We start from the raw sequence: 18,852 nt of genomic DNA on the forward strand, positions 1-18,852 counted from the left end.
TGCCGAACGCGCCGGATGCGCTGCGGCTCCGCAAAACATTTTCCGGGACATTTGCGGCGGATCGCGAGTTTGCTTGGAGGACGTGGCACCCCGCCCCGCCGGAGCCGCGCGAATTTGTCACAACTTCAACAGTTTACCCCTGAGCGGGATGAGAGCGGCGCGTTGCCGCTCGAGGATTACGGCGCGCTGGGCGACGGGCGCGCGGTCGCGCTGTGCGGGTCCGACGGATCGATCGACTGGTGGTGCGTGCCCAACATGGATTCGCCGCCGCTGTTCGACCGGCTGCTCGACGGCAAGGACGGCGGCCGCTTCGCGATCGCACCGACCGCGCCGACCATGGTCGAACGCCGGTATCGCGCGGCGAGCAATGTCCTCGAAACGATCTTCACCACCGCGAGCGGGCGAGCGATCCTCGTCGAGTCGCTCAACAGCGGGACCGCGGGTCGGCTGCCCTGGGCCGAACTGGCGCGCCGGATCGAAGGGATCGAAGGCAGCGTCGATTTTGCGATCGACCTGCGCTTCGGGCGTCGGGCGGACACCGTCAGCCCCTATTTCGCGCGGTCGGGCAAGCACGACGTGTTCCATGTCGGCAGCGTGCTCGGGCTGTTTCTGGCGAGCGACAGTGTCGCGATCACGCAGCGTGACGATTCCGGGATCACCGCGTCGGTCACGGTCGGGGCCGGCGAGCGCGCGACCGTCGCGATCGTCGCGGGATCGGACGAGCCGTTGATCGTCCCCGACATCGCCGAGATCGATGCGCGGATCGACCTGTCCGACGCCGAATGGCGCGCGTGGACCGAACGGCTGCGGCATGACGGCCCGCACCGCGACCTCGTGCTGCGCAGCGCGCTTGCGCTCAAGCTGCTGCTCTACTCGCCCAGCGGCGCGATCGTCGCGGCGGCGACCACTTCGCTCCCCGAACGGATCGGCGGGGACAAGAATTGGGACTATCGCTACGCCTGGATCCGCGACGCGGGGTATACGATCAAGGCGTTCCTGCGGATCGGCGCGACTGCCGAGGCGAAGGCGGGGTTCACCTGGTTGCTCAAGCGCCTCGGCTATGACGTTCCGCGCGTCTGCTATACGGTCGGCGGCGATCCCGTCGAACCGGTGACCGAAATCGCGGTTCCGGGGTATCGCGGGTCGCTGCCGGTGGTGACGGGCAATGCCGCGGGCGACCAGCACCAGCACGGCATTTACGGCGACATCTTCGAGACTGCGGGCGAGTTCGTCGCGTGCGGGCATATCCTCGACGGCACCAGCGCGCAGACCCTGGTCCACCTTGCCGACCTGTGCGCCGATTCGTGGCGTCAGAAGGATGCGGGGATCTGGGAGCTGCCCGAGGCGCAACATTACACGACCTCGAAGATCAGCTGCTGGCAGGCGCTGCAACGCGCGGTCGAGCTTGCCGACGCGGGGCATCTCCCCACCACCGGGCGCGACCGCTGGGCGCGCGAACGCGACCGGATCGCGGAATGGATCGAGCAGCATTGCTGGTCGGAAACGCGCAAGGCGTATGTGTTCTATCCGGGCACCGAACGGCTCGATGCGGCGATCACGCTCGCGGTGCGGTTCGGGTTCGACGGCAAGGACCGGCTCGCGCGGACGCTCGACGCGGTCGACGCCGAGCTGGGCGTGAATGGCTTCCATTACCGTTACTCGGGCGCCGAGCGGGAGGAAGGGTGCTTCCTTGCGGTGACCTTCTGGATGGTCGCCGCGCGGGCTGCGCTCGAGCAATGGGATGCTGCCGAGGCGACCTTTGCGGAGGCAATCCGCCGGCTCGATCGCGGGGTCGGGCTCTATACCGAGATGGTCGATCCGGTGACGGGCAGCTTCCTCGGCAACCTGCCGCAGGGGCTGACTCATCTGGCGGTGCTGCAGACGGCCGCCACCCTCGATTCACGCGAACGGTGACCGCCACAGCGGCTTTTTGCATTGCAGCATTGGCGGTCACACCTACGTAGCACGGTAATGCCCGTGTTCTTTGCCACCGTTCGTTCCGATCAAGACGTCTCCAGGAAGCCGAAGTGAGGTTGCGCCGTCGCGGGCTGGCGTCGATCAACAGCGAAATCCGCGACGGCATCCTGCCCGCCGCCGGGACGATCACGCAGGTCGCCAGGGAACCGGGGACGCTCCCGCATACCCCGCGCAACTATCGCGTCACCGCACTGATCATCGCCTGCGCCTTGTTCATGGAGCAGATGGATGCGACCGTGCTCGCGACCGCGCTGCCGACGATGGCGCGCGACTTCGGCGTGCCCGCGACCAGCATGGGGTCGGCGCTCACCTCCTATCTCCTCGCGCTCGCGATCTTCATTCCCGCAAGCGGCCGGATCGCGGACCGGTTCGGGTCGCGCACGATCTTCCGCGCGGCGATCCTGATCTTCGTCGGCGGGTCGGTGTTGTGCGGCTTTGCGAGCAGCCTGCCGTTCATGATGGGCGCACGGTTCCTGCAGGGGCTGGGCGGCGCGATGATGATCCCGATCGGGCGGCTGGTGCTGCTCCGCAGCGTCGCCAAGGAAGACATGGTCCAGGCGATGTCGTGGCTGATCATGCCCGCGCTGATCGGGCCGATCCTCGGGCCGCCGGTGGGGGGCGCGATCGTCACCTATCTCGACTGGCGCTGGATCTTTTACCTCAACGTGCCGATCGGGCTGCTCGGCGTAGTGCTGGTGACGCGCTTCATCGGCGAGGTGCGCGAGGCGAACCCCGCGCGGTTCGACGTGCCCGGCTTTCTGCTGTCGGGCGTATCGCTGGGGTGCCTGTTGTTCGGGTTCGAGATGACCAGCCGGACGGGCGAATTTGCGCAGGCAATCGCGCTGATTGCGGTCGGGCTCGTCTCTGGGGTGCTGTACATCCGCCATGCGAAGCGCCGCAGCGATCCGATCCTCGACTTGTCCCTGATGCGAATCCCGTCGTTCCGGCTGTCGGTCATCGGCGGGTCGCTGACGCGGATCACGCAGGGCGCGCAGCCGTTCCTGTTGCCGATGATGCTCCAGCTTGGCTTCGGGATGACCGCGGCGGCGAGCGGCGCGATCACCGTTGCGGGCGCGATCGGGTCGCTCGCGATGAAGGGGCTCGCGCCGCGCGTGCTGCGCCGCTTCGGGTTCCGCAACAGCCTGATCGTTGGCGGGATCTGCGCGAGTGCCGGCTATGCGGTGTGCGGGCTGTTCCGCCCCGACTGGCCGATCCCGGCGATCTTCGGCGTGCTGATGCTGTCGGGCTTCTTCATGTCGTTCCAGTTCTCGGCGTACAATACGATCGCCTATGACGAGATCCCCTCGTCGCGAATGAGCAGCGCGACCAGCTTCTACGCGACCTTCCAGCAATTGATGCTGTCGCTCGGCATTTGCGTCGGGGCGGCGTCGCTGCATGTCGGGATGCTCGGGACGGGCAGGACGACGCCTGCGCTCGGGGCGTTTACGCTGGCGTTCTTCGTGGTGACCGCGGTCTCGGCGTCGGCGACAATCTGGAACTGCCGCTTCGCGCGCGATGCGGGGGCCGAGCTTAGCGGGCATCGGGGCGGCTGAGGGTCGGGGTTCGGGCTGGTACCGCGCGCAGCGCACTGCGTCTGGCCACGATTTGTCTCGCACAAAGCCACCAAGCCACGAAGAAGCAAAAGCCTTTGTGACTTTGTGGCTTTGTGCGAGCCCTCTTCGCTTCGACAGGATTGATCGGCACGGTGAGAGGAGGCTCACGCCAAACAGCAAGAGGGTGTGTGAAAGCGCGCCATACGCTTGGCGCCTAAAGCCCCTCCGCCACCCAATGCGCGTTGGAAAGGCGGCGCGCGAGCGTCCACGCCTGGGTGCGGATATCGGGCACCGCGACAATCTCCCAGAACGCGCCGCGCGTCATCGGGCCGAGCGCGAACAGGCGGTCGCTGGGCGTGCCATCGGCGGACAGGACGCGCATCTGATCATCCACGTCGATCCCGAGCGCGGCGGGATCGGGCCGGATCGCGCCGCGCGCGGTGAGCCGTTGCAGCACCGTCGCGCTGGTCCTGCGCAGATCGCCCTGCGGGCCGGTGCAATTGATGATCCGCTGGACCGTCAGCCTCGCCACGTCGTCCGCGCCGCGGGGTCGCCACGCGACCTCGACGCCGTCCGCACAGCGAGCGACCCCGTCGACCTTCCCAGCGACGAGCGCGAGCCGACCGTTTGCGCGCAACGCTGCCATCCGTTCGGCGACGTCGGGCGCGAGGCGATGGCGGTGGATGTCCCACCACGGCCGCGCATGCCGGATGAACCGCGCGCGCTCCGCCACCGACGCCGCGCGCCACATGTCCTGCGTGAATGGCCGCAACTCGTCGATCGCGCCGCGCCAGCCGACCGCTTCGCTCCGTGCGCGCAGCGTCCGCACCAGCGCCGACAGCACGCTCGCGGGACGATCGCGGATCGGGGTGAACGGCGCGCCGGGGGCAGCATGCGCGTGCGGCAGCAAGCCACGCCGCGACAGCGCGACGATCCGCCCCGCGAACCCCTTGGCCTCGAGCAAAAGCGCGACATCGACCATCGTCTGCCCGGTGCCCAGCACCAGCACGGTATCCTCGTCGCCTAGACCGGCGGTGGCGTCCGCTGCCCAGCAGTCACCCGCATATCGCGCTGCCGGAAGCGCATCGAGATCGAGCCCGCCGGGCGCGTGCGGCGGGAGATTGCCGAGCGCAAGGATCGCGGCATCCGCGGTCACGCTCGCGCCATCGGCCATGACGACGCGGACCGCGTCGGTTTTGATGAGATCCGTGACTTCGCCGCGCACGATCCGCAACCGGTCGGGATGGTCGGCGATGACCTGATCGAGCACCGCGCGCAGATACGCGCCGTACACAAGCCGCGGGACGAAGGTCTGCGGCCCTGCGGTGGTCCCCTGCGTCTCCAGCCAGCGCGTGAAATGCGCGGGATCGTCGGGAAACGCGCTCATATTGCCCGCGCGGACGTTGAGCAGATGCGCCGGATGCGCCGCGCCATACGCCAGCCCCGTCCCCGCATCCGCCGCACGATCGATCAGCGTGGCGCGCGGGCCGTCATGCCGGACGAGGTTGATCGCGGCGAGCGATCCCGAAAACCCTCCGCCGATGATCGCGACATGTTCGATCATGCGGGTCTTCCTGCGCGGGGGCTGCTTGCCGGGTTGGTCATTGTGCGTCGTCCCCTGCCATAATCCTTGAGCGCGTCGGTAAATAGCCCAGCTTATCCGCCCGATAGAATAATGCGGCTTCAATTCATACCAGATCGGTAGAGTATGTCGACATGGCCCGAAACGCACATGCCGCTGAAGCCCGATCCGCGCCACCCCGCGGGCGCGGTTCGCGTTTGGCGGTCGAGCTGCCCACGCTGCTGGTCGCCACCGCGATCTACGCCGGGTGGCTGCTCGCCACCTTCTGGCACGCGGCGATCCCCGATCCGCTGCTGCTGGTGATCGGGACGTGGCTGATCGCATGGCATGGCTCGCTCCAGCACGAGACGATCCACGGCCACCCGACGCGGCTCCGCTGGATCAACACCGCGATCGGCTTCGCGCCGCTCGCGGTGTGGCTGCCCTATGCGCTGTATCGCCGCAGCCATGTCGCGCATCATCGCAGCGAGTCGATCACCGACCCGCGCCACGATCCTGAATCGCGCTATATTGCGCGACCCTCCGCGCTGGCGTTGCTCGTCGCGCGCGCGCAGGCGCCGCTGCTGGGGCGGTTGGTGCTCGGGCCGCTGCTGCTGGTCGCCGCGCTCGCTGTCGAGGAATGCCGCCGCGTGCGCCATGCGCCGGGTGCGGTCGTGCGCGACTGGGTGCCGCATCTCGTAGCGGTCGCGGTGATCCTTGCGTGGCTGGCGTGGACGCAGTTCGCCTTGGGCCGATATCTGCTGCTGTTCGTATATCCGGGCATGGCACTCACCTTGCTCCGATCCTTCGTCGAACACCGCGCCGATCTCGCCGCGCCCGGCCGCGCCGCAACGGTCGAGCGCGGGGGCGTGCTCGGCCTGCTGTACCTCAACAACAATCTCCACGCGGCGCATCACGACCGGCCGGAGCTCGCCTGGTATCGCCTGCCCGCCTACCACCGCGCAAACCGCGCCCGGCTCGCGCCGGATGCGCGCGCGACGTACGCCGGCTATGGTGCGGTGGTGCGGCGGTTCGCGCTGCGGCGGCACGACGTGCTGGTCCATCCGGCGGGGGGCGGGGCATGAACCGCGGGATCGCCTCGCTCGGCATGTATGACCACCCCGCGCAGCACGCCGCCAACGATCGCCTGTGGGGCGAGATTGCGCGGCGTCTGGACGCACGCGGAATCCGCGCGCGCCGACGGCTCGACCGGTCGCGCTCGGTCGAGGCGATCTGGCGCGCGCCCGACCTGCTGTTCGCGCAGACTTGCGGCTATCCGCTCGTCAGCGACCCCGACCTTGCGCTTCGCGTGATCGGCGTGCCAGTCTATGATGTGCCGGGGTGCGCAAGTGGCGAGCACGTCAGCCACATCGTCGTCCGCAGCGACGATCCGGCAGCGACGCTCGATGCCTTTCGTGACCGCCGCGCCGCGATCAATTCACGCAGGTCGAACAGCGGGCACAACCTGTTCCGCGCGACGGTCGCACCGCTCGCCCGCGACGGTCGCTTCTTCGCTGCGGTGATCGAGACCGGTTCGCACCGCGCGAGCGTCGACGCGGTCCGCAGGGGCCGCGCCGATATCGCCGCGATCGATGCCGTTACTTTTGCCGCACTGCGCCGCTTCGAACCCGCCGCGATCGCGGGCCTGCGGATCCTCGCGAACACCGCCGCCTCCCCCACGCTACCGTTCGTGACGGCGCGCTCGACCAGCATCGCGACGGTTGCCGCGCTGCGCATCGCGCTCGCCGAAGCGGTCGCCGATCCTTCGCTGGCCGACGTCCGCGCCGCGCTGTTCCTCGCCGACGTCATCCCGGCGGGGGAAGACCGCTACGCCCGCGTCCGCGCGCTCGAAAACGACGCAGTGGCAGCGGGGTATCCGGTCCTCCAATGAGGTGCGGGGAGCGGTTCGGGATGAACCGAGCCTGTCCTGCAGCCGCGCGCGGGCGATGACGATTTCCGTCCGGCGCAACCGCGCTTCACTCTGGCGCAGCGGGATTGCCCATTGCTCCAGTAGGAATAGCTTCGCAGGAATAAGGCGTCGTCCGAATCGGTACGCTTGAACGCCGATCGTGACCGCGTCTTGATGACGGGAGAGCAGTCATGGACGCATTTGCCAACGGGTTGGCCACGCCGCCGCACGCGATTGTCGTAAGTGTCAAAAACGACCGGCCTCGCCAGACCGCACTGGAGCAGATCGACCTCGATCTGTCGAAATTCCACAACGGACAATGGGCGCTGCAACTCGACGCGGCGCTCTCCAAACGCGCCGCGCCGGTGGTGATCCTCGCGCACGGGCTGGCGTGTCTTGCGGTGTCGTGGTGGGCGCAACTGTCGCCGCGCAGCTATCTGAAGGCAGTGCGCGGCGCGGTGTTCGATTCGCCGCTGTCGGTCGATCTCGCGCATCTCGCCGCCGCCGCGACGTTCCGGACCGGGCCGCGCTACACCTTGCCGTTCCCCTCGGTCGTGGTGAGCGATCCGACCGCGCAGATCGATCAGGTCCTCGCGCTGGCGGACACGTGGGGCAGTTGTTTCGTCCCCGCCGACGCGATCGATCTCGCCAACCCGAGCAACCGCCTCGCGCGGTCGAGCGATACCGAGGAGATGCTGCTCGCGCACGTCGCGTTGTTGCAGCGCGGGGCTGAGGATGCGCGCGTCGCAGCCCCGCACAGCGTATGGCGCGCTGACGAGGGCGTGCGACGGTGAGCGAAATACGACTGTACGGGCACTCTTTGCGTCCCCCCCTCCGTTCGCCCTGAACGAAGTCGAACGGCCTGCGCAGCGCAGGAAGCTTCGACGTCGCTCAGCCCGAACGGAAGGTTGGAGAAGGTGGCAGGCAGGCTACCGCTATCAGAATGTAAACGCCGCCTCGACGCCAAACTCCTGCGGACGGCCGGGGGTATAGCGATCGATCCCGAAGTCGCCGAAATAGCCGGTCCGCGCGAGCTGGATCGTCTTGTCGAGCACGTTGGTGCCATACACGCCGACCTTGAGCCGGCTTTCCGCGCTCGGCACGAAATCGACCCGGAAGCCGAGCAGCGCATAAGCCGGGAGCGAGCAGACGTAATCCGCGCCCGACTGGCAGGCGGGCTTCGACCCCACGCCACGCACGTCGATGCTCGGCGTCAGCAGCCCGCTGCGCAGGACGTGGAAGTCATAGGACGCCGCCGCGCTGAACGTATAGTCGGGCGCGGAATTGACCGGCGTGTCGAGCGTCAGCGTCACCGCATTGGGCCGGACCGAATCATAGCCCTGCGTCAGATAGGCGACGTTGCCGCGCAGCGTCAGGTCGCGGGTCGGGCGGAGGATGAACTCGCCCTCGAACCCCGCCTCGTGCGCCGACGCCGCGCTCTGCACCTGCCGGGTCGAGATCGCGCCGACCAGCACGTTCACCCCCGACTGGATGTCGGTGTATTTTTGGTAGAAGCCCGACAGGTTGACGATCGCGCGGCGGTCGAACAGCTCGGCCTTGACCCCGCCTTCGTAGGACCACAGCTTCTCGGGATCATAGGAGGAGGGGAAGCGCCCGTTCGCGGGCTGCGACCCGAGCTGCTGGTTGAACCCGCCCGCGTTATAGCCGTGCGCCGCGGTGAGATAGGTGAACAGCGTGTCGGTCACGCGGTACGAGAGCTGCACCTTGGGATCGAACCCGTCCCAGCTGTGCGTCTCGCGCGCGGTGAACGGTGCGCCCGCGCAATTGGTCACGCCGCCGAGGAAGTCTCCGGTGAAATAGGCGCATTTGGTCGGCACGCCGTTGGACAGGAAAGTCGCGCCATTGTCCGCGAAGAAGACATAGCTCGCGCCGGTCTTGGTATCGTGGGTGTAGCGGCCGCCGAGCGTGACCTCGAGCTTGGGCGTCACCTTGAACGACGCCTGCGCGAACGCGGCATAGCTCTCGTACTTGAGCGACGCGTCGTAGACATAACCGAGCGGATCGATCCAGTCGGGGCCGGTGTCCTGCAGGAAGCTGGTCTTCTGGTTGAAATAATAGGCACCCGCCAGGAACGTCAGCCGCTGGTCGAGCGCGGTGCCGCCGATCGACAGTTCCTGCGTGAACTGCTTCGAGCGGGTATCGTCGAATTCGGCGTAGATGTCGTTCGGCGTGTCGCTGACCGGGGTATAGAAGGTCGCGCGCGAGCGGCGATAGGCGGTGACCGAATGGAGCGTGAGGTCGTCGGTCAGTTCATAAGCGATCCGGCTGTTGAGCGTGGTCGCGTCGGTGGTGTTGAACGGCCGCTGCCCGACATAACGCGCGATCCCCTTGCCTGCGTCCCCGCCAACCGCGCGATCCGTGATCAGCGCGCTGGTCGGCGCGGTCAGCGTCGCGCCGCCATAGACGAGATAGTCCTTCCCGAGCACCGGATAGGACGTGCAATAGGGGACGCGGTGGAGCGCGTCGTAATTCTGGATATACCCTGCCGACGGCTGGCACCCGAGCGTGATCGTTGCGCCGCCATCGGTCTGCGACCAGTTATATTCGCCGAGCAGGTCGACCGTCAGCCGGTCGCGCTTGAAGCGGAGCTGGCCGCGGCCCGAGCGATTGTTGATGTCGCCCGCGCGCCCGTCGTCGAGCACGTGCTTGATGTAGCCGTCGACATTCTGCGTCCGGAAGCTGAACCGGCTGTCGATCCCGTCCGCGATCGGCAGGTTGAGCGCGCCTTCCGAATCGACGCGGCCATAGGATCCGACGCGCAGCTTGGCATAGCCGCCGAGCGTGCTGGTCGGCCGCTGGGTGGTGAGCAGCACCGCACCCGCCGTGGTGTTCTTGCCGAACAGCGTGCCCTGCGGGCCCTTGAGCACCTGCAGCGACGCGATGTCGTAGAAATAGAGATCGTTCCCCTCGAGCCGGCTGACATACATGTCGTCGACGTAGAAGCCCGCCTTGGCGTCCGAATTGACCTGGTTGAAGGTCTGCCCGATCCCGCGGATCGTGAAGCTCGTCCCGCCCGAGAGCAACGGCGCCAGCTCGAGGTTCGACACCGCACCGCGCAGATCCTGGAAGCTGCGGACGTTCTGCTGCGTGAGGTTCGCGCCGCTCAGCACCGTGGCGGACACCGGCGTGGTCTGGAGCCGTTCCGCGCGACGCCGCGCAGTGACGACGATCTCGCCGCCGTCCGAGGATGCGGTGTCGTCTGGCGTTGCCACCGTCGGCGCGCTCTGCGCCGACGCGGTCGAAAGCGGCACGCCGATCACGGCAGACCCGAGGGCAACCCGCAGCAGCACGGATCGAGAAGTACGCATAAAAGTCCCCTTCGACGGGCCCCTGCGCACGCCGTTCTTGCTTGAACCGCGCCGGTTACCGGCTGCGGCTCAAATATCCTACCGTGATCAGGGAGATTACCCGCAAAGTTCTTTTTGGGTCAGCCCAAGCACAGGTTCCCGCGCCATTCGCCAGCGTCGATACCCCACCGCCGCCAGCACGACCATTGCCGCGTACAGCCCAGCCGTCGGGAGCAGCCCCTTGAAGACGAACATCCCGACGTAAAGAACGTCGACCACGATCCACAACAGCCAGCTTTCGCGGTGCCGCCGCGCGGTCCAGACCTGCGCGACGAGGCTGAAGCTGCTCAGGCCAGCGTCGATCCACGGCAGCGCGGCATCGGTATAGTGGCTCGTAAACCACCCGATCAGCAGCGCACCCGCGGCGCCCGCAGCCAACCCCGCAAGCGCCGCCCGGGCGGACAGCGGTTCGACGATCACCGTCCCGCGATCGTCCTGCCCGCGCGCCCAGGCGACCCAGCCATAGAGGATCGCGACCCCGAACACCGCCTGCAGCACCATGTCGGCGTAAAGCCGGACATCGAGGAACAGTTTGAAGTACAAGCCGCACGCCAGCAGATTCACGGGCCAGCAGAGCATCCGGCGTGCGGCCGTCAGCCAGATGCCCGCGAAGCTGATCGCAACCGCGGCGATTTCGAGCGGTGTCATGCGCTTGCGGGTGCCGTGACGGCGCGGAGGAAGTCCTGCCCGGCGCGCGACAGGAACCACCGGGCGTGGCCGACGAGATAGCCGTCCCAGGCGAGCGTGGCATCGCTGGCATTGCCCAGCACGCCGCTGAAATAGTCGATCTCGGACAACGCGAACTCGACGTGGACGAGCGGGAGCAAGCGCACCACCGTCTCCACGTCCTCGGCCCCGAGCGGGCGAACCGAAGCATAGCCCGCGAGCAGCGCGCGCGCTGCGTCCGCGCTGGCGAGCGCGTCGTCCGGCGCGTGCCCGAGGTCAAGCCACGCGATCGCGGTCCGCTCGAGCGCGGTCGCAAGATCGTGGAGCGCGCAGGTGCGGTCGGCGAGGCCGAAGTCGAAGGTGGTCGCGACGGTACCGTCGCTGGTCCACAACAGGTTGGAGGGATGCCAGTCGTTGTGCGTCCACAACGCGGGTTGATCGGCGAGGCGGGTCGAGAGCCCCTGCCCCAGCAGCGCGAACAACCGCGCGAGGTCGTCCTCCCACGCGCGGCCTTCGAGAAACGCGGCGAGCGCCGGGCGCGCGGCGACATAGGCGCGGGTTGCCGCGAGCGGATCGGGTCCGGAGAGGATCGTGAAACTCGCGACCAGCGGTTGCACGCGGCGCGAAGGGGCGACGAACCCCTCCGCCGCGTCGTGCAATCGAGCAAGCGCAACCCCGGCGGCATGCGCGTGCGCGTCGGAGAGGAACGGCGTCCACGACAGCCGGTCGCGATACAGGTCGTCCCCGGGCGCGCGGCGGTGGAGCTCGTAGCACCATTCCCCCAGCGCGACCGCGCCGTGTCCGGTCGCCGTCAGCATCACCTGCGCGACCGACAGGCCCGCGTCCGCAAGGTGTGCGATGAAACGATGCTCCTCCGCCAAACCGTCGAGCGAGCGCAGCCGCTGATGATGCCGCTTGAGGAAGAACGCCCCTTGTGTAGTCCGCACCAGCGTCGCCGCCGAAAACGGCCGTGGCGAATGCCAGTCGAGCGCGACCAGCGCCCCCGCCGCCGGGAAATGCGCGAGCGCGGCCTGCGCCTCGGCGGGCGTGATCGCGGGCCAGGTGGGGGCCTCGAGTTCGGTCCCCATGCCGTGGACGAGATGCGCGGGCGACGACGCCATCGGCTCAGAACACCCGCGACACAGTGGCGATCACCGCCGCCCCGCCGCCGACATAATAAGCCGGCGGGCTTCCCGCGATCAGCGTGCCGTTGCGCCCGATCGTGTCGCGCGCATTGGTGCTGACCGCCTGCACGCCCGACAGGACCCGCGGATCGGTGACGTTGATCGCGTTGAGCCGCAGGTCGGTGCGCTTGCCGTCGAGCCAGTCCGCGAGATGCACCCCGACCGACAGGTCGAGCGTGGCATAGCCGGGAATGCGCTCGTCGTTCATGAAGGTGGCATATTGCCGGCCGGTGTATTTGCCTGCCGCGCTGCCGAACAGCCGGCCATCGTCATAGATCGCGCCCGCGCCGAACTGGACGCTCGGGCTCGATACGGCATGCTTGCCGCGCGTCGGCAGCAAGTCCGCGCCGATGGGCAAGTCGTCGCTCAGCCGCGCGTGGAGATATTCGCCCGAGACATAGAGGCTGATCCCCGCGGCGGGACGATAGTCGATCTCGCCGTCGACACCGTAGGTCGTCTGGCGACCGGCATTGAGCGTCGAATTGATCTGCGCGCCGCCCTGGTCGACCACCGTCGCGAGCTGGCGGTTGCGGAAGCGATAGTGGAAGGCGGTCAGCGACGCCGACAGGTTGCTGCCGATGAAGCGATAGCCGAGTTCCTGCGACACCGAATATTCGTTGCGCAGCGCGGTAGTTCCCTGCGTCGCGACCGCGCCCTCGGCATAAACGTTGTAGAGCGTATATTCGTTGGGCGCGCGGAAGCTGGTGGTGATGTTGGCGAAGACCTGCTGGCGGTCGTCGATCTTGTAGTGGATCGCGGCGCGCGGGAGCGCGGCGAAGCTGTCGGAGCGGACCCGGTCCTGCGGGCCGGGGAGGTAATTGCGTCCGCTGCGCAGGACGTCGACGCCCTTGAACCCGACGTCGACGGTCAATCGCGGGGTCAGCGTGATGCTGTCGGCGACGAAGAACCCCTTGGTGACGGTGACGGTGCGTTCGTTCTCATAAGCGAGCAGCCGCCCGTCGGCGGTGCGGATCGCCTTGTCCTGATAGCCCCAGCGATCGCGCGGCGTGCCGTCATCGCCGATCGAGGTATAGGTCTGGAGCACCCGGTCGGTGCCGTAATCGAACCACAGCCCGGCGGTGATCCGGTGCGCGCCCGCGTCGAGCGTCAGCTTGCTGACGTTGCCGCCGCGAAACTGGTCGCCGGTGAAATTGCCGAGGACGGTCGCGACGCCATCGACCGCGCCGGGCAGCGCGACCGGGTCCGCGAGCGCCTCGGTGCCGAGGGAATTGCCGGTCGTCGCGAGTTGCGTCCCGTAGGGCGAATTGCCGTAGCCGAACTGGAGATAGCTGGTGGTGTCGAGCGCGAGTCCGTCTGCCAGCGTCAGGTGAACGGGCGCCGAGATGTACACGTTGCGGAACGGCGCGCGATACAGCCGCCAGTAATTGGTGTTCCCAGGGGTATACTCGCGGTCGTAGTTGAAGCCGCGCCCGTCCGCCTGAAATTCGGCGAGCGTCGGGCTCGGGTAGGTCGAGGCGTTGGTCTCGTTATACGACACAGCAAGGCCCGCGCGATTGCCCTTGCCCCATTCCTCGAGCAGCTTGGCATCGACATGCCGCCGCTTGTCGAACCCCGCACCGCGCCAGTTGTCCGCCTGGATCTGCGAATAGGAGACGAAGGCGCGCAGCCCGGTCGTCCCGATCGTTCCCGTATCGAGCCGGGCGAAGGCGCGCCGCGCATTGTACGACCCGAGCGAGAGGTCGAGTTGCGCCTGCGGAGCGGTCTTCGGGTCGTCGAGCGCGAGCGAGAGCAGCCCCGCCGCGCCGCCGATCGTGGGGGAATCGAGATCGACCGCACCTTGCGCGAGCGTGACCTGCTTGAGGTTCTCGCTATCCGCGAATTGCGAGGGGTAGGCGTAATAATAGCCGATGTCGTTCTGCGGCGCGCCTTCCATCAGCACGCCGATCTCATCCTGCCCAAGCCCGCGCAGAGTCAGGCTCGAGCTGGCGGACAGGCCGTAGGGGTCGGTCGAGGCGACGTTGGCGCCGGGCAGCAGCGCGACGAGCTGGAACGCGTTGAGCGTCGGCGCCTGCTTGGCGATGAACGCGGCGGAAATCGCGCTTTGCTGCTTGGGCGTGTCCTGGTCGGGGAGCAGCCCGGCGGGATCGGCGCGGCCAGTGACGACGATGTCGGCGGGCGCGCGATCGGGGGCATCCTCGCCGATCGGGTCCGCGAATGCCGGGGTCGCGATGACCGCTGCCGACAGCAGCAGGAAGCGGGGAAACGGATACGCCATCGTTCGTCGTCACTCCACACGGGGGGACAACGGAGACAGCCGCCAACCCTCCCTACGCCGGTGTTAGCCGGATCAGGTTCAGCGGGTCGTGGGCTGCAGCCCACCTCTCAGCCGCGCGTCAGCGGCCCCCCGGGGAAGTGCGCGCCTTAGGCGCGAACGGCGGGGTTTCAAAGCGGAATCCGGCGTGCGGCTATGCCTGATAATGCGCGACGTTGTCGAAGCCGGTGTTGCCCTTCGCCATCCGCACGAGCTTGCGCGCATAGGTGCGGACGTGGCGATCAAACTTCGTGTCGTCGTACACGCCGGACCAGAGATACTCGTCGCGCGCGATGAACTGCTTGAGCTCCTCGAGGAAATAGGCCTGCGCATTGGTCGAGGCCTTGGTCTTGAGGAACGCACAGACCATTTCCTCCGCAGCGGCCTTGTCGCAATCGTCCTGCCGGTCGCGCCCGCCGCGCTCGGCGGTGACCTGATCGGACTTCGCGGCGGCGACGCGGCGCTCGAGCCAGGTGCGGACCGCCGCGCCATCCCATGCCTTCGGTTCTGCCATCGCTGCTCTCCACGTCCGTTACGGTCCAGCCCTGCGCGTTGCGCCCTGCGTTGCGGTGGCGCAAGGGACGGCGCCTGATACGGCGAACCGGCAATGCCTCTTCCGATATCCCTGCTGCGCCTGATCGCTGCGCTCTTGTTGCTCCTCACCGGCACCGCCGCGCTGGCGCAAACGCCCTCGGTCGCGGCGCTGGCGCTGCAACTCCGCAGCGCCGAAACCGAATTGCGGACGGTCGACGGGCTGCTCGACAACCAGGTCGATGCCGATAGCCAGAAGGTCCTGCGCGGACGCGCGGTGGCCGCGCAGCAGGCGGCGTCCGATGTCGTCGACCAGTTGCGCCAGCAGCAGACGCTGCTCGATGCGCGGATTACCGGGCTCGGTCCGGTTACGCCCGGGGTGGCCGAACCTGCCGAGATGGGAACGCAGCGCAAGGCGCTCGCGCAGCAACATGCGCTGATCGATGCCACGATCAAGCGCGGCGGGCTGGCGAATGTCGAGGCCGAGCAACTGATCGACGAGATCGACCGCAGCCGCGCGCAGAAGTTCAACGAGAAGGTCTCGGCAAAGGTCGCCTCGCCGCTGACCCCGGCCTTCTGGCGCGCGCTCGTCCAGGCGCTGCCGCGCGATCTCCGGCGGACCGAGCTGTTCCTGACGCAAGGCCTGCGCCAGATCCGCGCGCAATGGCGCGGGCTGCTGCCGTGGCCGCTGCTGCTCGGCGCGATCCTCGCGCTCGTGCTGCTGATCCCGGTGCGCGTCCGCGCGCGCCAGTTCGGGCAACGGCTGCTGGTCGAGGGCGCGCCCGGGCACCGCGTCCGCCGCTCGGGCAATGCGTTGTGGCGGGTGCTGATCGGCACGCTCGCGCCGTTGCTTGCCGCGGTCGCGCTCGTGCAGGGGCTGCGCTGGTCGGGCCTGCTCCCCGAACGGTGGAGCGGGGTGCTCGACGCGTTCGTCATGGCGTCGGGCTTCTGTGCCTACACCGCGGCGGTGAGCGGCGCCTTGCTGATGCGCAACGGCGCATCGTGGCGGGTCGCACCGATCGACGACGAAACCGCCGCCGCGCTGCGCCCGCTGTCGTGGGTGCTCGCGGGGCTGGCGTTCGCGAGTATCCTTGTCGGTGCGTTCAATACCGCGATCGGCGCGAGCCAGCCCGCGCTGATCGCGACGCAGGCGCTCAACGCGTTGCTGCATCTGCTGCTGATCGGCGTGTTCCTGGTCGTGCTCGGCCGGTTGCGCGCCAGGCGCGCCGAAACCGAAGAGATCCAGAACGCCAAGACGAGTGCCGGGATCGGTATCGGCGCGTTGCTCGCCTGGGTGCTGGTCGGCTCCGCGCTGATCGCGTTGCTGCTCGGCTATGTCGTGCTCAGCCTGTTCATCGCGCAGTTCATCGCGTGGGTGACGATCGTCGGGACGACGCTGTACCTGCTGATGGCGGCGGTCGACGATGTCGCGACCAGCGTGTTCGTCCGCCAGAGCCGGATCGGGGTGACGCTGACCCGCGCGCTCGGGGTGCGGCCGAGCATGGTCGACCAGTTCGGCGTGCTGCTCTCGGCGGTGCTGCGCGTCGCGCTCGTGCTCGTCGCGCTCAGCCTGCTGGTCAATCCGTTCGGCGGGGGCGCTGGCTTCGGTACGGTCTTCGGACGGCTGGGGGTGCTGGCGCAGGGCGTCGAATTCGGCGGGGTATCGATCTCGCCTGCGGGCATCCTGCGCGGGATCGTCGTGCTGTTCGTCGGGCTCGCGCTGGTGCGCGGGTTCATGGGATGGCTGGAGAAGCGCTATCTGCCGATCACCGATCTGGACGGCAGCGGGCGCAACTCGGTCAGCCTCGTCGCGCGCTATGTCGGGATCGCAATCGCGTTCATCTGGGCGCTGGCGTCGCTGGGGATCGGGGTCGAGCGGGTCGCGCTGCTGTTGTCGGCGCTGTCGGTCGGGATCGGGTTCGGCCTGCAGGCGATCACGCAGAATTTCGTCTCCGGGCTGATCCTGCTCGCGGAACGCCCGATCAAGATCGGCGACCTGATCCGCGTCGGCACCGACGAAGGCGACGTCAAGCGCATCAGCGTGCGCTCTACCGAGATCGAGCTGCCCGATCATTCGACGCTGATCGTCCCCAATTCCGAGCTGATCACCAAATCGGTGCTCAACAAGACGCTGTCCAATCCGCTCGGTCGGATCCAGATCAAATTCTCGGTCCCGCTCGACAGCGATGCGCACGCGGTGCGGGCGATGGTGCTCGAGGCCTTCGCGGGGGAGGATGCGGTGCTGACCGACCCGGCGCCCACGGCGTTCATCGACGCGATCACCGCCGGGCGGATCGAGTTCAACTGCTTCGGCCATGTCGTCCACCCGCGCGCGGCCTATAGCGCGCGCAGCGCGGTGCTGATGACGCTGCTCAAGCGCTTCCGCGACGAAGGCATCGACATCGGCACCGTTCCGCAGCGGCTCGAGCTGGTCGGCGCGACCGTGGCCCCGACGCTTCCGAACGACTAGCGCGGGCCAACCGCGCGGCCCGATGCCGCTTGCGTACCCGCGAAATGTGGCGGAGGAGCCGATTATATCTCTGAAAACCATCGGTTAACCTAAACCGTTCTAGGGAACGCGATGACTGATCCGCGTGTAACCGTACCAAGCGTATCCCCCCCTCCGATGCCGACCGCCACGCGATTGCTCGACATGCTGCCTGGGCTGGTCGCCTATTTCGATCGTGACCTGCAATATCTGTACGCGAACGCAACCTACGCCGCCTGGCGCGGGATCGATCCGGGCGACATCATCGGACGGTCCTGTCGCGAGATCGTCGGCGAGCAGAATTATCCCGCGGTCCTGCCCCGGCTGACCGAAGCGCTCAACGGGGAAAGCGTGACCTATGAATACACGCTGTTCGAAGGCGACGCCGCGCGGCGCGTGCAGGGCAGCTATGTACCCGATCGCGATGCGGCGGGCTTGGTTTGCGGCATCGTCGTGCTGGTCACCGACATCAGCGTGCGCCACGACCTCGAGGCGCGGATCGCCGAGACGCAAAGCATGTTTGACGATGCATTCCATCACGCCCCGATCGGCATGGCGCTGACCAATCCCGCGGGGCGGTTCGAGCGGGTGAACCAGGCGTTTTCGGAAATGATCGGCGTTTCGCCCGATGCGCTTTCGGACGTGGATTTCCGGACGATCACGCATCCCGACGACATTGCCGTCGACGATCGTCTGTTCCAGGAACTGGTGGCGGGCGATCGCGACGAATATCGGATGGAAAAGCGGTATGTCCGCCCCGGCGGCGCGATCGTCCATGCGACGCTCGCCGTATCCGCGGTCCGCCACATCGACGGCACACCGGTCCGCTTCATCGCGCAGATCGAGGACGTGACCGAACAGCGCCGCGCCGAACGCGCGCAGCAGGAACTCAACGCGCAGCTGACGCTCGCGATGGAAGCGGTACGCGGCGGGTTCTGGCATATCGACATCGCGACCCGGCGGTTCGAGATGTCGCCGTCGTTCCTCCGGTTCGTCATCGGCAGCGACCTTGGCGGTTCGCTCGATCTCGACGATTACGCCAGCCGCATCCTCCCCGCGACGCGCGAGGCGGCGTCGGTCCAGTCGCTGCTCGACGGGACCGTCGACGAGGTATCGGTCGAATATGAATTGCAGACCTCTGCCGGAAAACGGTGGATGCGGTGCGACCGCCGGCTGCTCCGCGCGCCGGACGGAACGCCGCGCCGCATCGTCGGCGTGTCGATCGATATTTCCGAGGAGCACGAACGGCGGATGAATGCCGTGCTCGCCGCCGAAACCGATCCGCTGACCGGCCTGCTCAACCGCCGCGGGCTCGACCGGCGGCTGGCGCAAGCCAAGCGCGG

At 67.8% G+C, this 18,852-nt stretch carries 13 protein-coding genes and 1 riboswitch; of the genes, 7 read left to right on the plus strand and 6 right to left on the minus strand.

The genetic code is table 11. The annotated features are described in order from the left end of the window. Positions 1-162 precede the first annotated feature (162 nt). Both RI03_RS14520 and RI03_RS14525 read left to right on the plus strand, forming a co-directional pair. Positions 163-1,914: a glycoside hydrolase family 15 protein gene (locus RI03_RS14520; protein ID WP_010218150.1), complete on the plus strand. Its 1,752-nt coding sequence runs from the start codon at positions 163-165 to the stop codon at positions 1,912-1,914. Between the two features lie 113 nt (positions 1,915-2,027). Next, a complete protein-coding gene (locus tag RI03_RS14525; protein ID WP_010218151.1) occupies positions 2,028-3,530 on the plus strand; it encodes a DHA2 family efflux MFS transporter permease subunit in 1,503 nt (500 codons plus the stop codon). Between the two features lie 214 nt (positions 3,531-3,744). On the opposite strand, the gene RI03_RS14530 is transcribed toward RI03_RS14525, so the two are convergent. After that, on the minus strand, positions 3,745-5,094 hold the full coding sequence (locus RI03_RS14530; RefSeq protein WP_010218152.1) for an FAD/NAD(P)-binding protein: 1,350 nt from the start codon (positions 5,092-5,094) through the stop codon (positions 3,745-3,747). 152 nt (positions 5,095-5,246) lie between these two features. Here RI03_RS14530 and RI03_RS14535 point away from each other — a divergent pair, with 152 nt between their 5' ends. The 3 genes from RI03_RS14535 to RI03_RS14545 all read left to right on the plus strand — a co-directional run bounded on the left by RI03_RS14535 (position 5,247) and on the right by RI03_RS14545 (position 7,794). Beyond that, complete coding sequence (locus tag RI03_RS14535; RefSeq protein WP_238542379.1) at positions 5,247-6,176, plus strand: fatty acid desaturase; 930 nt, start codon at positions 5,247-5,249, stop codon at positions 6,174-6,176. Then, positions 6,173-6,982, plus strand: coding sequence for a phosphate/phosphite/phosphonate ABC transporter substrate-binding protein (locus RI03_RS14540; protein WP_010218155.1), 810 nt, complete (start codon positions 6,173-6,175; stop codon positions 6,980-6,982). Before RI03_RS14535 ends, RI03_RS14540 begins: the two co-directional genes overlap by 4 nt. Positions 6,983-7,191: 209 nt before the next feature. Further along, complete coding sequence (locus RI03_RS14545; RefSeq protein ID WP_010218157.1) at positions 7,192-7,794, plus strand: alpha/beta hydrolase; 603 nt, start codon at positions 7,192-7,194, stop codon at positions 7,792-7,794. A 144-nt stretch (positions 7,795-7,938) separates the two neighbouring features. Here RI03_RS14545 and RI03_RS14550 read toward each other — a convergent pair whose 3' ends face one another. The 5 genes from RI03_RS14550 to RI03_RS14570 all read right to left on the minus strand — a co-directional run bounded on the left by RI03_RS14550 (position 7,939) and on the right by RI03_RS14570 (position 15,004). After that, positions 7,939-10,329, minus strand: coding sequence for a TonB-dependent receptor (locus tag RI03_RS14550; RefSeq protein ID WP_238542380.1), 2,391 nt, complete (start codon positions 10,327-10,329; stop codon positions 7,939-7,941). A 96-nt stretch (positions 10,330-10,425) separates the two neighbouring features. After that, on the minus strand, positions 10,426-11,016 hold the full coding sequence (pnuC, locus tag RI03_RS14555) for a nicotinamide riboside transporter PnuC (protein WP_010218159.1): 591 nt from the start codon (positions 11,014-11,016) through the stop codon (positions 10,426-10,428). Next, on the minus strand, positions 11,013-12,155 hold the full coding sequence (locus RI03_RS14560; protein WP_010218160.1) for a phosphotransferase enzyme family protein: 1,143 nt from the start codon (positions 12,153-12,155) through the stop codon (positions 11,013-11,015). The genes pnuC and RI03_RS14560 overlap by 4 nt, the downstream gene beginning before the upstream one ends. A gap of 4 nt (positions 12,156-12,159) precedes the next feature. Then, positions 12,160-14,454, minus strand: coding sequence for a TonB-dependent receptor (locus tag RI03_RS14565; protein WP_010218161.1), 2,295 nt, complete (start codon positions 14,452-14,454; stop codon positions 12,160-12,162). A gap of 32 nt (positions 14,455-14,486) precedes the next feature. Beyond that, a riboswitch (TPP riboswitch) is annotated at positions 14,487-14,596 on the minus strand. A gap of 48 nt (positions 14,597-14,644) precedes the next feature. Further along, the gene (locus RI03_RS14570) at positions 14,645-15,004 is read right to left on the minus strand and encodes a hypothetical protein (RefSeq protein ID WP_010218162.1); all 360 of its coding nucleotides are present in this window, start codon (positions 15,002-15,004) and stop codon (positions 14,645-14,647) included. Between the two features lie 93 nt (positions 15,005-15,097). Between RI03_RS14570 and RI03_RS14575 the strand changes: the two genes are divergently transcribed. Both RI03_RS14575 and RI03_RS14580 read left to right on the plus strand, forming a co-directional pair. Beyond that, positions 15,098-17,491: a DUF3772 domain-containing protein gene (locus RI03_RS14575; RefSeq protein WP_010218163.1), complete on the plus strand. Its 2,394-nt coding sequence runs from the start codon at positions 15,098-15,100 to the stop codon at positions 17,489-17,491. Between the two features lie 111 nt (positions 17,492-17,602). After that, positions 17,603-18,852: GGDEF and EAL domain-containing protein (locus tag RI03_RS14580; protein WP_138995674.1), on the plus strand; the 1,250-nt coding region annotated here is incomplete at its 3' end.

Origin of the sequence: Sphingomonas sp. PAMC 26621, assembly GCF_000251145.1 — a bacterium.
Taxonomy (GTDB): domain Bacteria; phylum Pseudomonadota; class Alphaproteobacteria; order Sphingomonadales; family Sphingomonadaceae; genus Sphingomonas.